The 18,674-nt window shown below is 42.3% G+C and carries 19 protein-coding genes and 2 pseudogenes; 13 read left to right on the forward strand and 8 right to left on the reverse strand.

From position 1 onward, the window contains the following. Positions 1-121: 121 nt before the first annotated feature. The 3 genes and pseudogenes from ACWJJ4_RS05680 to ACWJJ4_RS05690 all read left to right on the forward strand — a co-directional run. Positions 122-172 (forward strand): annotated as a pseudogene (locus ACWJJ4_RS05680) (hypothetical protein); the annotation flags it as partial. Positions 173-219: 47 nt separating this feature from the next. Continuing rightward, positions 220-426, forward strand: a complete 207-nt coding sequence (locus tag ACWJJ4_RS05685; RefSeq protein ID WP_454021498.1) for a hypothetical protein — start codon at positions 220-222, stop codon at positions 424-426. A 180-nt stretch (positions 427-606) separates the two neighbouring features. Beyond that, a complete protein-coding gene (locus ACWJJ4_RS05690; protein WP_029973317.1) occupies positions 607-1,359 on the forward strand; it encodes an SGNH/GDSL hydrolase family protein in 753 nt (250 codons plus the stop codon). A 15-nt stretch (positions 1,360-1,374) separates the two neighbouring features. Here ACWJJ4_RS05690 and ACWJJ4_RS05695 read toward each other — a convergent pair whose 3' ends face one another. The 3 genes from ACWJJ4_RS05695 to ACWJJ4_RS05705 all read right to left on the reverse strand — a co-directional run bounded on the left by ACWJJ4_RS05695 (position 1,375) and on the right by ACWJJ4_RS05705 (position 2,568). Next, positions 1,375-1,503, reverse strand: a complete 129-nt coding sequence (locus tag ACWJJ4_RS05695) for a hypothetical protein (RefSeq protein WP_255219918.1) — start codon at positions 1,501-1,503, stop codon at positions 1,375-1,377. A 146-nt stretch (positions 1,504-1,649) separates the two neighbouring features. Next, positions 1,650-2,159 (reverse strand): type 1 glutamine amidotransferase domain-containing protein, encoded by a 510-nt coding sequence (locus ACWJJ4_RS05700; protein ID WP_025285115.1) that lies wholly within the window; start codon positions 2,157-2,159, stop codon positions 1,650-1,652. 181 nt (positions 2,160-2,340) lie between these two features. Next, on the reverse strand, positions 2,341-2,568 hold the full coding sequence (locus ACWJJ4_RS05705) for a hypothetical protein (protein WP_003152402.1): 228 nt from the start codon (positions 2,566-2,568) through the stop codon (positions 2,341-2,343). A 236-nt stretch (positions 2,569-2,804) separates the two neighbouring features. Between ACWJJ4_RS05705 and hmpA the strand changes: the two genes are divergently transcribed. The 5 genes and pseudogenes from hmpA to ACWJJ4_RS05730 all read left to right on the forward strand — a co-directional run bounded on the left by hmpA (position 2,805) and on the right by ACWJJ4_RS05730 (position 7,808). Continuing rightward, positions 2,805-3,995, forward strand: a complete 1,191-nt coding sequence (gene hmpA / locus ACWJJ4_RS05710; protein WP_252206599.1) for an NO-inducible flavohemoprotein — start codon at positions 2,805-2,807, stop codon at positions 3,993-3,995. Between the two features lie 110 nt (positions 3,996-4,105). Beyond that, positions 4,106-4,284: pseudogene (locus tag ACWJJ4_RS05715) on the forward strand (site-specific integrase); the annotation flags it as partial. A 222-nt stretch (positions 4,285-4,506) separates the two neighbouring features. Then, positions 4,507-5,334: a hypothetical protein gene (locus ACWJJ4_RS05720; protein WP_454021499.1), complete on the forward strand. Its 828-nt coding sequence runs from the start codon at positions 4,507-4,509 to the stop codon at positions 5,332-5,334. Between the two features lie 421 nt (positions 5,335-5,755). After that, positions 5,756-7,156, forward strand: a complete 1,401-nt coding sequence (locus ACWJJ4_RS05725; protein WP_095324133.1) for a metal-binding protein — start codon at positions 5,756-5,758, stop codon at positions 7,154-7,156. Positions 7,157-7,685: 529 nt separating this feature from the next. Continuing rightward, positions 7,686-7,808, forward strand: coding sequence for an HNH endonuclease signature motif containing protein (locus ACWJJ4_RS05730; protein ID WP_454021500.1), 123 nt, complete (start codon positions 7,686-7,688; stop codon positions 7,806-7,808). A 427-nt stretch (positions 7,809-8,235) separates the two neighbouring features. On the opposite strand, the gene ACWJJ4_RS05735 is transcribed toward ACWJJ4_RS05730, so the two are convergent. Then, positions 8,236-8,919 carry a hypothetical protein gene (locus ACWJJ4_RS05735; RefSeq protein WP_454021501.1) on the reverse strand — a complete coding sequence of 228 codons (684 nt, stop codon included), beginning with the start codon at positions 8,917-8,919 and terminating at the stop codon, positions 8,236-8,238. 287 nt (positions 8,920-9,206) lie between these two features. On the opposite strand from ACWJJ4_RS05735, the gene ACWJJ4_RS05740 reads away from it, so the two are divergent. Further along, positions 9,207-10,319, forward strand: a complete 1,113-nt coding sequence (locus ACWJJ4_RS05740) for a response regulator aspartate phosphatase (RefSeq protein WP_454021502.1) — start codon at positions 9,207-9,209, stop codon at positions 10,317-10,319. After that, a complete protein-coding gene (locus tag ACWJJ4_RS05745) occupies positions 10,320-10,469 on the forward strand; it encodes a PhrK family phosphatase-inhibitory pheromone (RefSeq protein WP_162886258.1) in 150 nt (49 codons plus the stop codon). It abuts the gene before it with no gap. A gap of 143 nt (positions 10,470-10,612) precedes the next feature. Here ACWJJ4_RS05745 and rpsD read toward each other — a convergent pair whose 3' ends face one another. Then, positions 10,613-11,215 carry a 30S ribosomal protein S4 gene (rpsD, locus tag ACWJJ4_RS05750; RefSeq protein WP_003152406.1) on the reverse strand — a complete coding sequence of 201 codons (603 nt, stop codon included), beginning with the start codon at positions 11,213-11,215 and terminating at the stop codon, positions 10,613-10,615. Between the two features lie 290 nt (positions 11,216-11,505). Between rpsD and ACWJJ4_RS05755 the strand changes: the two genes are divergently transcribed. Continuing rightward, positions 11,506-13,254 (forward strand): sensor domain-containing diguanylate cyclase, encoded by a 1,749-nt coding sequence (locus tag ACWJJ4_RS05755; protein WP_003152407.1) that lies wholly within the window; start codon positions 11,506-11,508, stop codon positions 13,252-13,254. A 34-nt stretch (positions 13,255-13,288) separates the two neighbouring features. Here the strand turns inward: ACWJJ4_RS05755 and ACWJJ4_RS05760 are convergent, their stop codons facing one another. Beyond that, positions 13,289-13,771: a GAF domain-containing protein gene (locus ACWJJ4_RS05760; RefSeq protein WP_007408037.1), complete on the reverse strand. Its 483-nt coding sequence runs from the start codon at positions 13,769-13,771 to the stop codon at positions 13,289-13,291. Positions 13,772-13,896: 125 nt separating this feature from the next. Between ACWJJ4_RS05760 and refZ the strand changes: the two genes are divergently transcribed. Continuing rightward, entirely contained in the window at positions 13,897-14,520 is a 624-nt protein-coding gene (gene refZ / locus ACWJJ4_RS05765; protein ID WP_007408038.1) for a forespore capture DNA-binding protein RefZ, read from the forward strand. Here the strand turns inward: refZ and hisJ are convergent. Further along, positions 14,510-15,322 (reverse strand): histidinol-phosphatase HisJ, encoded by an 813-nt coding sequence (hisJ, locus tag ACWJJ4_RS05770; protein ID WP_003152410.1) that lies wholly within the window; start codon positions 15,320-15,322, stop codon positions 14,510-14,512. The genes refZ and hisJ overlap by 11 nt on opposite strands. 195 nt (positions 15,323-15,517) lie before the next feature. On the opposite strand from hisJ, the gene ezrA reads away from it, so the two are divergent. Continuing rightward, positions 15,518-17,209: a septation ring formation regulator EzrA gene (ezrA, locus tag ACWJJ4_RS05775; RefSeq protein ID WP_094247656.1), complete on the forward strand. Its 1,692-nt coding sequence runs from the start codon at positions 15,518-15,520 to the stop codon at positions 17,207-17,209. A gap of 113 nt (positions 17,210-17,322) precedes the next feature. Here the strand turns inward: ezrA and brnQ are convergent, their stop codons facing one another. Continuing rightward, a complete protein-coding gene (gene brnQ / locus ACWJJ4_RS05780) occupies positions 17,323-18,663 on the reverse strand; it encodes a branched-chain amino acid transport system II carrier protein (protein WP_003152412.1) in 1,341 nt (446 codons plus the stop codon). Positions 18,664-18,674: the final 11 nt, after the last annotated feature.

Consider the following 18,674-nt stretch of genomic DNA (forward strand, 5'->3'; position numbering starts at 1 on the left):
GTTCCCACGGGTCTTTTTGTTGTATAAATGTCCATTTCTCGCTCATATGAGAGAGAAGCTTATACACGTGAGGGATACATTTCATACGTTATGTTGTAAAGAAAAAGGGAGGTGAACAGAATTGAACGCTATTTCTGTTAAAGAAATTGAACATGGAGTTGCCGTTGCGGAAAGAGAAGGTTTAGGGGAGTATTTATACCAAGAACCGGTTTCCAAAAAATGTTCGGGCCGTTCCCGCAGCAGAAAACGGACACACCGTTCACGCAGCAGAAGACGGAGTCATCACCGGACACACCGCTCCCGCAGCAGAAGACGGAGCCATCACCGGACACACCGCTCCCGCAGCAGAAGACGGAGCCATCACCGGACACACCGTTCACGCAGCAGACGGTCCCATCAAAAACGTACCCGCAAGCGCTGTTTTAAATGCTGACTGCAGACTCTATTACAAGTAACGGAGATCTGCTATAATGGCAAGAGAACTGCATAAAAGATCCGGTATCATCATCTGCGGACACTGAACTGACAACATGGCGCTGTTTGTTCGTGTCCGTTTTTCGTGTCAAAAAAAGATGCCGGAGGATAAAAAGGAAGGGATGACGCCGAATGAAGCTGAATGAGGACTTTTATAACTCTGAAGGAAAGACAGTCTCTTCGCAAAACATAAGCAGCAAGCTTTTGCATATCACGGACAGCGGGCATATCAGCGTTGACTTCATCAGCATAAGCAGGCTGCGGAAGGCTTCAAAGATCGCGATCTTAGGTGACAGCGTCGCCCGGGGGCTGCGTGCGGAATACGGCTTTGGTGACATTCTGAAAGACCGGACAGACGCTGAAATAACCAATCTCTCTGTCAGCGGCGTTAATATGAGCAACAACGGAAGCGATAACATTTATCAGCAAGCGCTTAAAACAAAGGGACATGATGTCATTATTGTCCAGGGAACAGATGATGATTGGTGCAACCACATTCCCATCGGCACAGATGAAAAGGATATCACCACATTTTACGGAGGCTTCTGTCAAGTGATTCAGCAGCTGCGAAGCGGAAATAAAGGCGCGAGCATCATTGTGGTGACCCCAACGAGACAAGCAAAAATATCAAAAGGAAAAATCGTCCGCCGTGATACTGATAAAAATAAACTGGGCCTGAAGCTGGCTGACTATGTGAAAGCCCAAAAAGAAGCCTGCACACTCCTCTCTGTACCGTATGCCGACCTGTTTGATACAGATCTCATCGACCCGTATAATCCCGCTTTCCGAAGCATGTGCATGTCAGAAGGTCTTCATCCGAACGAGAAAGGGCATCAAATCATATTTCAGGAAATCTGCCGGAATTATTATTACTATTATGGGTAACACAGCGCTAACAGATTATTTTCGGCCTTGCTTTTCTAAAAGCTCGATTATTCTTTGAGATGCGTGTTTTTGCGCTCTCAAAAGCGAGACGATATTACCGGTAAAACCGATTAAAATGATAAGCAGCAAAATGATCATCCACATCAGTGAACCTCCCGTCGAGTGTTGAAAAACCCACTCTTTATTTTACTTATTATGGATGGGGAAGAGAATAGGTCTAACGATTGGTGTTTCTTTATAAATCCATAAAAAAATGCACAGACTGAACGGGTCTGTGCATTTTTATTCGCTTATTTCAGCAGGTTCAATGATTCACGATTAAAGGCTTCCAAATCGTCAGGCGTTCTGCTCGTTACGATGTTATGGCTCACGACGACTTCTTCATCTTTATAATGTGCGCCGGCATTGATTAAGTCTTTGCGGATGCTGCGGAATCCAGTGATATCTTTTCCTTTAAGAAGGTCGGTATCAATCAGCAGCTGCGGGCCGTGGCAGATCGCGAAAACGGGTTTCTGATTTTCCACGAATGCTTTAGTGAATTCACCCGGGCGGTCATCTCCGCGCAGAAGATCCGGTGAAAAGCCTCCGGGAATCAATAACGCATCGAATTCCTTTGGGTCTGCGTCTGAGATCGCTTGATCGATCTTTACTTTCTCACCGTGCTTGCCCGTCACTTCTTTCCCTGCTTCCAAATCTATTGTCACCACACTGTGTCCCGCTTCTTTAAATGCTTCCGCCGGGCTTGTATATTCAATATCCTCAAATTGATCTGTCATCAGAACTGCGATTTTTTTGCTCATACATCATGCCTCCTGTGAATTTGTATATGACAAGAATATCAGGCGGATTGCCGCCTCACAACGTATTTGCTTGAAGATACGGCATGAAAAAAAGACCCCTCTGAAAAAGAGGAGCCAAAAGGTACGGAGGTCTGCTGAAACTTACGTGTTTAACTTGAGATAAGGCAAGAAATCGAACCAATTACTTTTTGCGTCTTTTTTTATCCTTTTTACACCCGCATTTCCCCGGATCGCCCGGATCAATGACTTCGTGAATTGTTTCTTCCTGATAAACGTGGCGGGGAACATAACGGATATGTTCTCTGTTAATGTGTTTGATGGGATGGACGTAAACCACTTCTTTGTCAGTATACTTGTCAGTCACAATATACTTAGGGTCACAGTAATACACTTTCGATTTTTTACCCATTCATCTCACCTCCCGTACTTTATTAAATGCTGAAAAGGAGGATTTTGCATCGGACAAGTACACCATGGCAAGTCCACAATTTTTCAGCTGCAATTTCGTTTTTCTGGTTTTTCCTGAAGCCGTCTCAAATTGGAATGGCTAACCCTTTTTGAACGGGGAAATCTATAAAAAAGAATTCAAAAACGATTCTTTTCTCAGGTCAATCGAGATGCATACATCTTTAGGGGGATTTCAGAATGCTCGATGAAAAAACGATTGAAATCATTAAAAGCACAGTGCCGGTCTTAGAAGAGCATGGTGAAGAAATCACAGGCCGATTTTATGACCTGCTGTTTCAGCATCACCCTGAGCTGCTGAATATCTTTAATCAGACGAATCAAAAGAAAAAAACACAGCGTACGGCCTTGTCGAATGCTGTGATTGCGGCCGCAGCCAATATTGACCGGCTGGAAAACATAGTCCCCGTCGTCAAACAAATCAGCCATAAGCACCGGAGTATCGGTGTTAAGCCCGAGCATTATCCAATCGTTGGAAAGTACTTGTTAATCGCGATAAAGGATGTGCTAAAAGACGGGGCTGCTCCTGAGGTCATTCAGGCATGGGAAAAAGCATACGGCGTCATTGCAGACGCTTTTATCGGAATTGAGAAGGACATGTATGAACAAGCGGAAACGCAAAAAGGCGGCTGGAAAGACGATAAGGCGTTTAAAATTGATAAAAAGGTAAAAGAAAGCAAAGAGATAACGTCGTTTTATTTAAAACCGGAAGACGGACAAGTTCTCCCCGAATTCAAAGCGGGACAGTATATCAGTGTAAAAGTATACATTCCGGACACGGGTTATACGCATATCCGCCAGTACAGTTTGTCGGATGTATCCGGTAAGGATTATTACCGGATTTCCGTGAAAAAAGACGGAATTGTTTCTTCATATCTGCATGACCAATTACACGAAAAGGATTCAATTGAGATCAGCGCTCCGGCCGGGGATTTCGTATTAGACCCTGATTCCAAAAAGAATCTGGTTCTGATCAGTGCCGGTGTCGGAATTACCCCGATGATCAGCATGTTAAAGACGGTTGCCAAAACCCAGCCGCAGCGAAACGTTCTCTTTATCCATGCGGCAAGGAGCGGAGAGTATCATGCGCTGCGGCATGAAGCTGAAGAAGCCGCGGAACACTCATCCGCTGACACCGTCTTTATTTACAGCGAACCGTCCGAACAAGACCGTTCAGAAAACATTCGTTTTCGGGAAGGCCGGATTGACAAACAGCTGTTAGAAGAAGTGATGACAGATAAAGATGCTGATTTTTACCTGTGCGGATCACCGTCGTTCATTAAAGAAATGAAAAAGCTGATTTCTGAATTCAATACACCGCCGGAATCGATTCACTATGAATTATTTGAACCGCAGCTGAGTATGGTGTGATTGAAGAAGGAAGGACGATGATTTTAATGTATGAAGCACCCGGATCGGGTGCTTTTTTTATTCTAGATAACAGAACGAACAGGGAATTAGAGCGGGGTGTCCCGTCGGTGGCTGCCGCTGAGTACGTTGGTTTGGATGATATAGGTACGCACACGCTGAGGAAAATATTCGGGTACCATTTTTACAAGCAAACAAAAGATGTTGCCATGCTGCAGGACGGACAACCCTTCGATTCATTGGAATCAATCAGGATGCCATGAACAACGCTATGAAGAAATTCAAGATATAAGCAGGCTCATCTCATAAACAAGATGAGCCTTTTTTTTGCATATTTTTATTGATTCCCTTCAAAAAGCATATGTGGAATTCATTTTAGTCATATTGCTTGAAAACAAGGGTGGCGAGGGCTGACGGCGCTTCGGGCAGTTGCACAGTATATAACATATGGGTAATTCGGAACTGACGTCTCATGTTATAATTCAAATCATAATTTATTAGGGGGCTTCTTTAAATGGGAAACCTAGGCTTGCTAGATAATGCAATAGATTATTTACAGCACGGATTACATCATTTACAGGAATATGAGGAAAGGCTTTCAATTTCAGATATGAAGCAATCTATTATCAATCTAATAAATTCATTAGATTTATTTGTATTAGAAAAACTTCGACAAGTTGAAGGAGAAGAAGCAATTTTTGCATCAAATAATAATAAAAAGGAGGATTATGATACAGGCTATAGAGCCACAGTTCACGTGGGGAACGCATACAGAAGAATAAAAGCAGTATTACAAAACCCAATAACTGATGATGAGCAGAGTGCTTACGACATTTTAAAGCTACTTAGAGATTCAGCAGTTCATTATGAGTTTGCATTTGGACAAGAAAAAGAAGAAAATATGCTGTTTCTGTTACATTACATCGGACGCTTTATTGATTTAGAACTTAGTGTGGAGTTAGAAAATGTCTTAGCCAATTATCATGAGTTTTATTTTAGTTATATTGAAGGCACTGATTATTATGTAATAGTTCAAGAAAGGGCTGAAGAAGCTAGAAAGGAAATGATCAGAAACGACATTTATTGGTATGAGTACGATACAGTTAAGAATGGGGCTCCCCAAATAGTTTTAGATTGGGTATGCGACGAATGCTCAGAACAGTCGGTAGCTGCAGACAATAGGTTAGGAGTAGATCCTGGAGCCTGTGCGATTTGTTTTGCGGAACACGAAATCAAGGAGTGCTTTAAATGTGGACAACGTATAAGTATAAACCATGAAGGTAAATGGATGTTTGAAGGTTACTGGTGCGATTTTTGCGCCGATCATTATGAAAGACAGTAGCAACTCGAATTAATTTTGGCACAAACTTGGCAGGATAACGGCACACCATTTTGTTTTAGATATAGTATTATGGTAAAGGAAGCGGCACTGCTGATGAGCGGGGTCCCTTTTTTATATTTCTCTGTAAACTGCTCCCGGTAATTCCCGGGATAAAAGATTGGCTGGTAACGGTTGAGTACGGAATCGGTTTAGAAAGAATATATACGAATACGATCATTTTTTTATTCGAACACCGAAAAAATCTTTCGGCAATTTTCGTAAATAGTACCAAATAAATTAGTTTTTAACCGATAATAATATGTGAAGCCAAAAAAGCATTATCGAAACATAAAATAAGAAAAATCAATAAAACGCTTATGTTTAAAGTTTAACTGATTGTCTAAGAGAGATGGTAGGCATATATTAAAGAGTGGTGAAGTTTATGGTTGTTACAGGAGACTATCAGTGTAATGTATGTAAAAGTATTACTCGTATAAAGGTTCAGCTGGGTTGGCTAGATAAATATCCAGTTAGAATCAGATGTGGAAATTGCAAAATTTCTATATATGGAAATGTATATTTAGACCAGAAAAATGCAGGGTATTCTATTAAATTAAAAAATGTCAATCCTCTTGATCCAGGTCAATTGCCTGATTTTATAGTGGAAGTTTCAGGTGAGCTTTTAACAGATAAGATACGTATATATACTGAATCGAAGAGTGACGTTTTCAGTCCCTTTTTTAAAAATGGTGTTTTTGTTATGGGGGAGAATATAGAACATTTCAAGCGAAGCACTCTTTTATTCCTTTATAAAATTGATAATGAATGGCCTATAGTTAAACGGATTAATGAATTATGGTTCAATGAGAGCCATGGATATTTGAGAAAAGAACTTCATAATGTCTTAGATAAAACACCGTTTCCTGTAGATAACGAATTAGAATTGTTGAGAGCAGTCCATTTTTTAAATACTCGGTTTATTCAAATTTTTGCGGGAGGATATTTCAAGAAAATAACAGATCATATATTTAATGAACTTAAAAATATAAACTCGACACAATTGTTATTACTTGCAAATCATTTTGAAAATAATTTAGGATCTTACGAGAAAAAATTATTCAATACTCTTGATAAGTTTGTCCAAAAATTCCATATGTTTATTCCTATTTTTGGATTGGATTTTTATTCAGACATAAAACACAGAGAGGAATCAATAAAACAACTTGGATTGACAACGGTTGATTTTGAGGATATCAAGGATTTTTATACAGACACTTTTGAAGATATAAGCGATGTTTTAAATTTAATCGTTGCTTACAATAATTTGAAACATCGTGGTGATTTTAAAGAAATGAAAAGTAATGTAATTGATAGTATCCAAGAAATTAAGGATTATCAAAAAATGCAAAAAAAGGGGAGAAAGCTGGAATTTATAAATGGACAAGAAAGCTTTGATAAAATATTTGTCTCAAAAGTTGATAATCGATTACGAAATGCAATAGCACATAGAAGTTACATCTATAATGTTGATACGCAGAAGTTGAAATATTACCCTTCAGGTGATGTAAGTAGAGGTAGTACGGAAAGTTTATATTTAACAGAGTTTATTCAAGAATGTTTTAAATTAATGAGGACTTGTATAGGATTAGCCGAAATTGTTTATCAAACTCGTAAGTTTAGTTATATAAATAAAGGTATTGAGGCTAGGCCTTTTAATCATTACTTTCCTTCATCTGAGAAAAAAAGAACTAATCCTAAAAGGAAAACCAATCAAAATAAAAATAAAAAGAAAAACCTAAAGAAACTAGCGAAAAAAAACCGGAAAATAAATAAAAAAAAATAATGGTGATTATATCTTTTGGTTCGTTTTTAAGAAAAGTCTTCCAGGTTAGACAGTTGAAATTATATTAGGCGCCTTCCCAAACGGGAAGGCGTTTTTATTTTAGGGATGACGCTTTTTTATTTGAGTAGTGCAGGTTCGAGTGCAAATGAACATTGAAGGAAAGGATCGTTTCAGGGTAGAGGGAAAGCTCTGAAATAGTCATAATCACCTTTTTTTATATTCTCTGTAAACTGTGTCTGCTAAATCTCGGGATGACTAACGGCGGTGAACGCTCTGAGTGCGGGGAGCAGTATAAGAAGAATATGATTGGAGGGATTGGAATGAAGAAAGCTTTGAAGCCTTGCAATAAACCCGGATGTCCTATCCTGACACGAGAGGACTACTGCGAACAGCACAGAGAACAGCACAGAGAACAAAGCCGGCCTATGACCAATACCGGGAATCAGCTGCCAAACGGGGGTATAACAGCAAGTGGAGGCAGTCGCGCGCTGGCTACCTGCCCAAGCATCCGTTATGTGCCGCCTGCTTAATGCAGGGCAGAAGAACCTCGGATACAGTTGTCGATCACATCGTTCCGCATAAAGGCGGCATGAACCTATTCTGGGATTCAAGTAAATGGCTGCCCTTATGCGCCTCGTGTCATGGCCGGTAGACAACGACGGAGGATGGAGGATTTGGGAACAGAACATCAAATGAAAGAATGTACAAATTCCCCAAGACTAAAAATTAAATTCTTTTGCGTACACTTAACTTCATCTGTTTCGATGTTATTGTCTTCACTGTCATATACCGAGCATAAAAGAAAGATGGGTAAAAACAAATTTGTGAAGCTTGTGTGTTTTAAAAAAGATAGGAGGATGTAACCCCCTATCTTCTCATTCTTCCTATTCTGATTAACTCCCCAATAATTGATCCAGCGATGAAAATAATCAATGGGACTGGAGTGAATTTATTACCCAAAACGCCCATGTAAACAAAATAACATGCACATAAAACAAGGAACAGTAGGATATATCTTTTTAATATCCTGTTAATATTAGACGTTGTTTTTTCTTGTTGCATATTTTTTCACCTCGTTTTTATGGTCGGCAAGTTGATGGGATTGGCCTGCTTCCAAAGAATTTGGGACTGTCTGCCGTTTTAAGGACTTTCTTTCTTTTAGAGTCTTCGTAGAATTTTGTTCTATTAGCATAAGGGTATGCGCTGCATTTAAAGGCATAACGATATTGGAATACTGTATAGTATGCAGTTGTTTGGGTACCTGCTAAAAACCCTACAATAGCGAATACTACGTTGTAAGGTGTTTTTGTTATTGTTGAAATAGCTGTGGCTGCCACACCGACAGAAACGCCTTTCAAATTGTATTTATAATTGTATTTCCCCATGTATTTTCCACCGGGCGGTATCTTCATAGTTGACATATTAGAAGAAGAAAATACCCCATCTTCCTCCATAGTAAGGTTAAAATCGACCTCACCGTTTTTATAAAGTGTGTTTGTTTCGTTGTTGTATTCAAATTTTGTAACTGCCCCATTTTCCTCAGTAACTTTAGCTTTATTCACAGCTGGGTCAGTAAAGTCGTAAGAATAGACATACTTTTCCCCATCAATCTCAAAAACATTCTCACCTACAGTATCATTTGACATTGATGCAGGGATGTTCAACATTTCATTGCTTTCTGCTTTGGCTTTAAAGTTGGGCATAATACCTACAACCAATGCAGTGACCAAAAACAAAAATAAAGCTGACCTGAATTTCTTCAAACAATCACACTCCCTATTGTATATTCGTTACGACCCAAATTATACCGGTATTGTTATTTTTTAAGAATAGGGACAGCGAAGTGTAAATTCGACAATGGAGATAAATAGTCCGCTATAATACCGTTCTGAAAAAGTGGGTAAATAGCCTTTTTTTGTAATTGCGCGATGTCGAAAGAGAAAATTGCGTGATGTCGAAAAAAATCCTATTAATTACATTTTATGTTAAAGGTATGCTAGAATATTGTTTGAGAAAATTTAGAATATTTGTAGAAAGAGGGGTTTATCTTATGAGTAAACTGGCTTCTGAATGTGTTGCAAATATATTAAATGATTGGTATATCGCGATAAAACAACAAGACGCTGAGTCTGCTGAGAAATATTTTGAAGAGGTCAAACCATTGTTTGATGAGATGGAAGAGGATCAGGAAGTTTTGATGTATTATTCTTTGTTGGAGGAAAGGCATAAAATGCTTTTGTATCAGGTGAAAGGGGAGGAGCTTCCGCCTCATTCATATTTTAATGAAAACCACGCTGAGGAAATAAAAAAAACAGACCATATGATTGAATATTATTTCTTTCTATTTGAAGCGTTATATGAGTCGCACAAAAGGAATTTTGAGAAAGCAATTACTTTGTTCAAAATAGCCGAGAAAAAATTGAAAGATATACCCGATTGTATAGAGCGGGCTGAATTTTATTCGAAAGTGGCGTCTATGTATATGATGCTGCGGCAGAGTCTAATTTCTTTGAATTATATCAATGACTCTGTACAAATTTATAGAGAGAACGAAGGCTATAAACGAAAGCTTGCCACGTCTCTTATGATTGTCGGGCAAAACTATACTGATTTAGGGCTTTACGAAAAAGCGGAGGAAAGTTTTTTAGAAGCAATCAGAATTTCGAGAGTTCTACACGATTCACTATTTACCGCATTAATACATCATAATTTAAGTATTACATATTCTGCAGCAAATCGTTCCCAAGACTGTATAAATGCCTTGAAAAAAGCCATCAGAAATAAAGATTGGAGGGACTCGGTTTATTATATAAATTCCCTGTATATGTTTCTGAAAGAGCTTTATAAAATAGGGGATGTAAATAAAATGCCATATTATTATAAAAAGACAAAGGAATATTTTAAACGAAAAGAGAATAAGGTGTATGAGGCTAAAATAAATATTATTTACGGACTTCTGCAGCAGGATCAGAGTAAAAGCATTGAAACTTGTCGAGGTGGTATTTCTTACTTATATGAAGTAAATGACCTTGATAGCGTCTTTGATCTTTCTTTGGTTATTTCAGAACACTGTGAGAAGCATGGACTCTATAAAGAGGCGCTTGAATTTTCTAAACATGCTATTTTAGCCGAGGAGAAAATGAGGCACCTGGAGGGATTGTAATTGAAAAAAGTTATTCTTTGTGCAGCTCTCACCTTCGTTACGTTAAGTGGTTTAGCTGCAGTCAAAATGAATCATGCATCATCGGATGTTAAGATAACAGAGCGCCCGGTCGGTACTCTGCAATTAGCAGAGCGGCCAGTTGGCACATAAAAAAAGCCCCGGACAGGGGCTTTTTTTAATAAAGAGAGGGAGCATCTGTCCACCATTCTGACAGCCCAAAAGAAAAACCCTAGAAATGTTGATATAACAACGTTTCTAGGGTTTAATCCAATGCTCTTTAAAGAGCGTTTTACTTAACGGGAGTAGAACTCAACGATAAGCGCTTCGTTAATTTCCGGAGCAAGCTCAGAGCGCTCTGGAAGACGAGTGAATGTACCTTCAAGCTTTTCAGCGTCGAAAGTAAGGTACTCAGGAACGAAGTTGTTTACTTCTACAGATTCTTTGATGATAGAAAGGTTTCTTGATTTTTCGCGAACACCGATTGTTTGACCAGGTTTTACTTGGTAAGACGGAATGTCAACGCGGCTTCCGTCAACAAGGATGTGACCGTGGTTAACTAATTGGCGAGCTTGACGGCGAGTGCGTGCAAGACCGAGCTTGTACACAACGTTATCAAGACGTGCATCTAAAAGAATCATGAAGTTTTCGCCGTGTTTACCAGTCATTTTTGCAGCTTTGTCAAACAATGTGCGGAATTGACGTTCGTTTACACCGTACATGTGACGAAGTTTTTGCTTTTCTTGCAATTGCAAACCGTATTCTGATAGTTTTTTACGCTGTCCCGGACCGTGGGGACCTGGTGCGTAAGGGCGTTTTTCTAATTCTTTACCTGTACCGCTAAGAGAGATTCCTAAACGGCGGGACAGTTTCCAAGATGGACCTGTATAGCGAGCCATAATGTGACTCCTCCTTTGGTTTTATTTTGTGGAAAATAAAAACCGTCTGTTCGATCCGACCGTGCACATTTTGTTTTCATGTATCCTCGCTCCAGCAGCAGAGAGTTACACGATACACCTTACAGCTAAGGAACAAAATGCAAACACAGAAGCTGAACAAAAAGGCTGCAATATTTCACACAAAGAACATTATATGATTTTTCCCCGCCGCCGTCAACCATTTCTCCATGAAGAGTGCCGGTTTATGATATAATGTACAAAAATGAGTAGTACATGTTTAGGTGATAAAAATGAAAAAACAAACAATTGATGAAGTGACGGCCTTTCATCAGAAAATGCTTTCTTTTTTCTTAACGAAATCTGAATCCGTCTCATTATCCGACTCGCTGTTATGGCTGGCCTCAGCTCTAGAATCCTGCTTTACATCTCTTTCATTGACCCTTTCACCGGCAGAATCAACACGTTTCACCATAAAAACAGAAGATGAACCGCATTATGCTCCGCTGAAAGAGAGTGACGGCCGTTTTATGATCAGGAATCAGACGTCCGGCAGATCCTTTTATCTGCGCTCGGAAGGCGGGCTGCCGATCCCGGAATCATTGCCTGAGATCGTTACTCAGTTTATCAATCAATCTGTGAGACAAAGCGGACTGTTTGACAAAACGAAGCATCAGCGGAAAATTCACAGAATGACAGAAATGTTCCATTCGCTTTTGGATCAAAATGAGGTTTTGGAAAAACTGCAGGCAAGTTTGAGTACGGCTTTCCGGTCTTTCCGCTTTTCACTGTTTATCACGCAGGATCAGGATACGGACAGACAGCTTCCCGCAAAAGAATTACATATGGACGGAAAAGATGCCGACCCGTCTGCCCTGAAGGTTTATTTATCGGGGAGACTGCTCAGAAAAGGCAGGTCATCTGCTTACCTGCCGATCAAAGGCCAGCAGGGGACTTACGGGGTTCTGAAGACGGAGGGGCTGCAGGATGCCGTTCTTTCGTGCAGTACTCTCAGTGAAATGCTGCTGCTTGCGGGCGCAGCGGGAAAAGCATTTGAAAATGCGCAGCTCTATGAGCAATCGAAAAAAAGCATTGCGAATCTGGAGCTCATTAATGAAACATCGCGCCAGCTGAATCAGCGCCTCAGACTCACTGACACGATGCGGGAACTCGCCGCCATTATGACCCAATCATTTCATGCGGAAGAAGTGGCTTTTTTTCATATTGATCATTTTGAGACGCAAAATCTGCTTCCGGGACATACCGCTTTTTTTAAGACAGAACGTGCGAACCCCTATATCAGCATTGTGAAAGAAAAGCTGTTCGAGGGAGAAAAGGGCGTGTTTATCGGCAGCGGAAAGACTGTATTCGGCGAAAACGGCTTCGGCTCGCTGATGGCGGTGCCGATGATCGAAAATGACACCGTCTTCGGGTTCGCGATTTTATTGAAAAAGGATTTATATGCTTTTACGTTTGAAATGTATAAGCTTTTTCAAGCGCTCATTCACCATGCGACATTAGCGGTCACGAACTCCATGCTGCGCGACAGGCTTGAGCATCTTGTTCAGACAGACCAGCTGACGGAGCTGTATTCAAGAACCTATTTGGATGAGAAAATTCAATACAGCATGAAAATTCATAAACGGGGTGTATTCATCCTCGTTGATATCGATAATTTCAAAACCATTAATGATACATACGGTCATCAAACGGGAGATTCGATCCTGATTCAGGTGGCCTCCGTTATGAAAAACCATATTCGTGAGCATGATGTCGCTGCGAGGTGGGGGGGCGAGGAGCTGGCTGTCTATCTGCCGAATATCAACGTGTCATCCGGAGAACGCATCGCTAAAAGGCTTGTTCGCGCCATCCGGGAAAACACCGAGCCGCGCGTGACGATTTCCTGCGGTGTTTCCTGCTGGTCAAAGACAGGCCCGATGCCGTTGAAAATGCTCGTTCAGCAAGCGGACGAGGCGCTTTATATCGCCAAACGGAACGGCAAAAACCGGCTGATCATCCATCAAAACAGCACGACGACATAAAAAAGGAGCCGGCCTGCCGGCCGGGCTCCTTTTTTTATCCTAATCGTTTTTCAAGCGTTTCAACAAACTTTGCTAAATAGGTTTCGTCCGTTTCATCAAAACGGTTTTTCACGGGGCTGTCAATGTCCAGCACACCGATCACTTCACCGTTTACGCGGATCGGGAGAACGATTTCTGACTGGGAAGCCGCGTCACAGGCGATATGTCCCGGGAACGCATTCACATCGGCAATCCGCTGCACGTCGCCGTTAGAGTAGGCAGTGCCGCATACGCCTCTGCCGAACGGAATGCGCACACAGGCAGGAAGTCCTTGAAACGGTCCGAGCACAAGCTCGCCCTCTTTAGCGAAGTAAAACCCCGCCCAGTTGACTTCATGTAATGAATGGTATAAAAGCGCTGATGCATTCGCGTAATTTGCGATCGCATCCGTTTCATCTTCTGTCATGGCTTCGAGCTGTTTAAGCAGAAGCTGATAACTTTTTTCTTTATCTCCGGATTGTTTTTCGACATGAAACATGGAAAACCCTCACTTTTTCTATAATATCAAACAAAGTTCCGGCCGTTCTGCCGGCATTTGTCGAGAAGTTCTTACAGGAACGGCGCCTTTCTGCTTGAATTGTTACACATAAAGGGGTGAGCCGTATGAAAGTAAGCACCAAAGACAAAATTATTAACGCCGCTGTCCAGCTGTTTAACCAAAAAGGTTATTCCGGCACGTCCGTCCGTGAAATCGCAAAGTCAGCTGATGTAAATGTTGCGCACATCTCCTACTATTTTAAAGGGAAAGGCGGATTAATGGAACATTTAGTTTCCGAGTTTTACGAAGGCTATACTGAAGCGCTGGAAAAAGCCGCCGTCAGTATGAACGGTGAAGACGCGCAGGAACGCATCCTGCGGGTGATTTTCGATATTTTATCCTATCAGCACGATAACCGTCAATTAACGCGGTTTGTGTACCGGGAAGTGACGATTGATTCCGTGCTTATCAGGGAAATTATGTCTACTTACTTAATGAAAGAAAAATATATTTTCCAGCTGGTAATTGAAGAAGGGCAGTCACGCCACAGACGGCTGACGCTGCCCGTGCCGCATTTTATTCTGCAATTGAAATCCCTCTTGATGATGCCGTATCTTCAGCCTCAATACATTACGGAGGTGCTCTATATGCAGCCTCATGAACCGTACTTTTATAAAAGGTATTTTGAAGAGGTGAAGATATGGATCGAAAGCGTGTTCCGACGGCCTGATGCGGCGCTTATGAAGTAATGATGCTTTTGTACGTTTCATAGGAACTGCCGACATCTTCCGCTTGATGGGCGTCCGACCCGAATATGAGCGGGATTTTTTTTTGCTTCGCCGTCTCAGCCATCCAATCCTCCATGTATACTTCCCCGGCAAACTTCTTTCTGAGCCCGGATGTATTCACATCCAGCTCCATTCCGTGTTCTTTCACGGCGTCAAGACAGCGGGCCGCAAGCTCTCTTATTTGAGGTGACATGCTGTAAGGGAAAAGGCGTGCGAATTTTTTGACGAGCGTGATATGGCCGACCCGTTTTGGCTTAAAGGGGCCGAGAGGTGTTACAATGGAAGAATACACAGTTTCATAGTATTGTTCATATACGGCTTCAACGCTTCCGAAGTGGTCGGCAAGCTGCCGAAACGCATGCTCGTCAAAATCGAGGCAGATATAAGACGGACCGGTCTTCAAAAAATGAACGGATAAAATGCCGTCATCCAGTGAGGGGCCGTACGTGTTCAGAAACGCCGCGGTTTCCTCTTCATACCCTGTGATAAAATCGGTTTCTAGCCCGGTCAGAATGCTGATTTGTCCATCGTATTCCTTTTTCAGCTGTGACAGCCGCTCCAAATAAACCTCCATCTGTCTGAGATCCATCGCGCTGTCCTGAAACGGTACGGGGTCTTGAAATGACGGAGGAAGGGGGGCGTGCTCTGTAAATGTGATCGAGTCAAAGCCTCTTTCCAGGGCCTTTTCGACATATTGTTTCAGCGCATCCTTCGAGCCGTGAGGGCAAAAAGGCGTGTGGATATGAGCGTCTCGTTTTTCCATTTGTGTCACTCCATTAAAAAATTGCAGAATCCTGCCGAAATTATGCAAAAAGTTTTTGATTTCTGGTCAAAAAATGTTGGTTACATGGTATCATAATAACAATGAAAACGACAGATTTTCTCAATACATATATTGAAATCTTTCTGAATACATAAAACACCCTGACAGATTAAGAGAACAACAAGGGGGCTCATTATGGAGTTAGTCATCGGATTATTGGTTATACTGCTCGCGCTCTTTGCGGCGGGCTACTTTTTCAGGAAAAAAATTTATACGGAAATTGACCGGCTGGAGTCATGGAAGATTGAAATTTTAAACCGTTCGATAGTGGAAGAAATGTCCAAGATCAAACATCTGAAAATGACCGGAGAGACGGAAGAGTTCTTTGAAAGATGGCGCGAAGAGTGGGATGAAATTGTCACAGCCCATCTGCCGAAAGTAGAAGAGCTCCTTTATGATGCCGAAGAGAACGCCGACAAATACCGGTTCAAAAAAGCGAATCAGGTGCTTGTCCACATCGACGACCTCCTCACTGCAGCCGAATCAAATATAGAAGGCATACTGCGTGAGATCAGCGATCTTGTGACGAGCGAGGAAAAAAGCCGCGGAGAGATTGAAGAGGTGCGTGAGCGGTATTCAAAAGCGCGAAAAAACCTTCTGGCGTACAGCCATCTCTACGGAGAGCTATATAACAGCCTGGAGACGGATCTCGACGAAATCTGGAGCGGCATAAAAAAGTTCGAAGAAGAGACGGAAAGCGGCAATTACATCAAAGCGAGAAAAGTGCTGCTTGAACAGGACCGCAGACTGGATCAGCTTCAAACATACATAGATGACGTTCCGAAACTGCTCGCGGACTGTAAACAGACCGTGCCGAACCAAATTGCCAAGCTGAAAGACGGCTACCGGGAAATGACGGAAAAAGGCTACAAATTGGAGCATATTCAAATCGAAAAAGAGCTGGAGACACTCACAAATCAATTGAAACGGGCCGAAAGCGCGCTTTTGGAAGAATTAGATGTCGACGAAGCGTCCGCCATTCTTCAGCTGATTGATGAAACCATTCAATCGATGTATGAACAGCTGGAAGGCGAAGTGGAAGCCGGACAGTCCGTATTAAGCAAAATGCCTGAGCTGATCATCGCGTATGAGAAGCTTGAGGAAGAAAAAGACCGCACAAAAACCGAAACGGAGCTCGTCAAGGAAAGCTATCAGCTGACGGCGGGAGAAATCGGCAGACAGCATGCTTTCGAAAAACAGCTGGAAACGATCGGCCGGCTCCTTGAGCAGGCGAGAGAAAAGCTTGACGGTGAGCATGTCGCTTACTCGCTGCTGATTGAAGAAGTCGAGGCCATCGAAAAGCAGATGGAAGAGGCTCAGAAAGAACATGCCGAATACCGTGAAAATCTGCAGGCGCTCAGAAAAGAAGAACTGCAGGCGCGGGAAACGCTGATGAATCTTCGGAAAACCATTTCTGACACGGCCCGAATGCTGCAAAAAAGCAACGTGCCGGGAATTCCTGAACAAGTCAAGGACAAGCTCGAGACGGCAAATCATCATATAGAAGAGACCGTCAGCCAATTGGAAGAGCTGCCGTTAAACATGGAGGAAGCCGCCAAACATCTGACCGAAGCTGAAAAGGTGGTTGCGGAAGTCAGCGAAGAGGCGGAAGAACTTGTGATTCAGGTGAAGCTGATTGAGCGGATCATCCAGTACGGCAACCGCTTCCGAAGCCAGAATCATATTTTATCCGAACAGCTGAAAGAAGCGGAACGGCTGTTTTACGCTTACAGCTATAATGAAGCTTATGAGATGGCAGCAGCTGCTGTTGAAAAAGCAGCTCCCGGCGCCGTGAAAAAAATTAAAGCTGATCAATCTGCTTCATAGACGCACAAGCAAAAACTGCACCCTGATGGAAATCAGAGGTGCAGTTTTTTTGTTTCTCACGGAATATAAAAAGCGCCTATGGCTGATATACATCAAACCGCAGGCGCTGAATGTTACGATTTTGCTTTATTTAATTCGATGGGCGGGCTGATAAAAAACGTGATGATGCAGCCGATGATCGCTCCGGCAATGCCCGGAAGCACCCAGCCGATTCCCATGCTGTAAAGCGGAAGATTTGCGTTTAAGAATGAATCTAATGATCCGAGCGGAATGCCTGCTGCCTTCAAACCGTCCAGGATACTGAACAGTCCCGTTCCGATCAGGCAGGCGATATAGACTTCGCGTCTTTCCTTAAAGATTTTATCAATAAAGGAAAGGACGATAATGACAATCGCCAGCGGATAAATGGCTGATAAAATAGGAACTGAAAATGCAATAATCTCAGCAAGTCCGAAATTTGAAATCGCCAGACTGAACAGCGTGACAATCGTAACCACCATTTTGTATGATAAAGCGGGAATCAATTTTGAAAAATATTCGCCGCAAGATGTGACAAGCCCGATGCTTGTCGTTAAACACGCAACGGTGATGGCGGCGCCGAGAACGATGTTTCCCAGTGAACCGAACAGGTAATCAGATGAAGCTGATAAAATCTTTGCGCCTTCGCCGAGCGGCCCGACAGCGTCCGTGCTTGTCGCTCCCAGATAGGCCAAAGATAAATAAATGAATGTCAAACCCGCCGCTGCAATCAGACCCGCTTTAATACAAGCGGCCGCGAGCGCTTTACGCTGGGTGACGCCCCTGCTTTTAACAGCGTTGACGACAACGACGCCGAAGACGATTGAGGCGAGCGCATCCATTGTTTTATAGCCTTCCAAAAATCCTTTGAACACCGGCGTTCCGGAATATGCCTGATGTACGGCGCCCAGCCCGCCCATCGGAGTGACGATGGCTTTTACGACAATGATTAAAATGATACCGAATTTAATGGGAGTCAAAATCTTTCCGACTCTGTCCACGATTTTGGACGGGTTAAGAGCTAAATAATACGTAATAGAAAAAAAGATCAACGTGAAAACAAATAAAGATAATCTTTCCGGGATGCCGCTTAAAAACGGAACTGCACCGATTTCATATGAAACGGTTCCGGTTCTCGGAATCGCGAAAAGCGGCCCGATTGATAAATAAAGCACAACGGTGAAAATAGTGCCGAATACCGGGTGAGCTTTATCGGCAAGTCCTTTCGCGTCTTTGCCTGTTAATGCGATGGCGATAATACCCAAAAGCGGCAGTCCTACGCCGGTCAGTAAGAAACCGCCCATCGCTTTCCAGACATTATGCCCCGCCGCTTGCCCAAGCTCCGGCGGATATATCATATTTCCTGCCCCGAAAAAAAGTGCGAAGAGCATGAAACCGATAATAACGGTATCTTTGACAGGTAGTGAGTGTTTCATAAAAGTCCTCC

This window comes from Bacillus sp. JK62 (genome assembly GCF_053663455.1).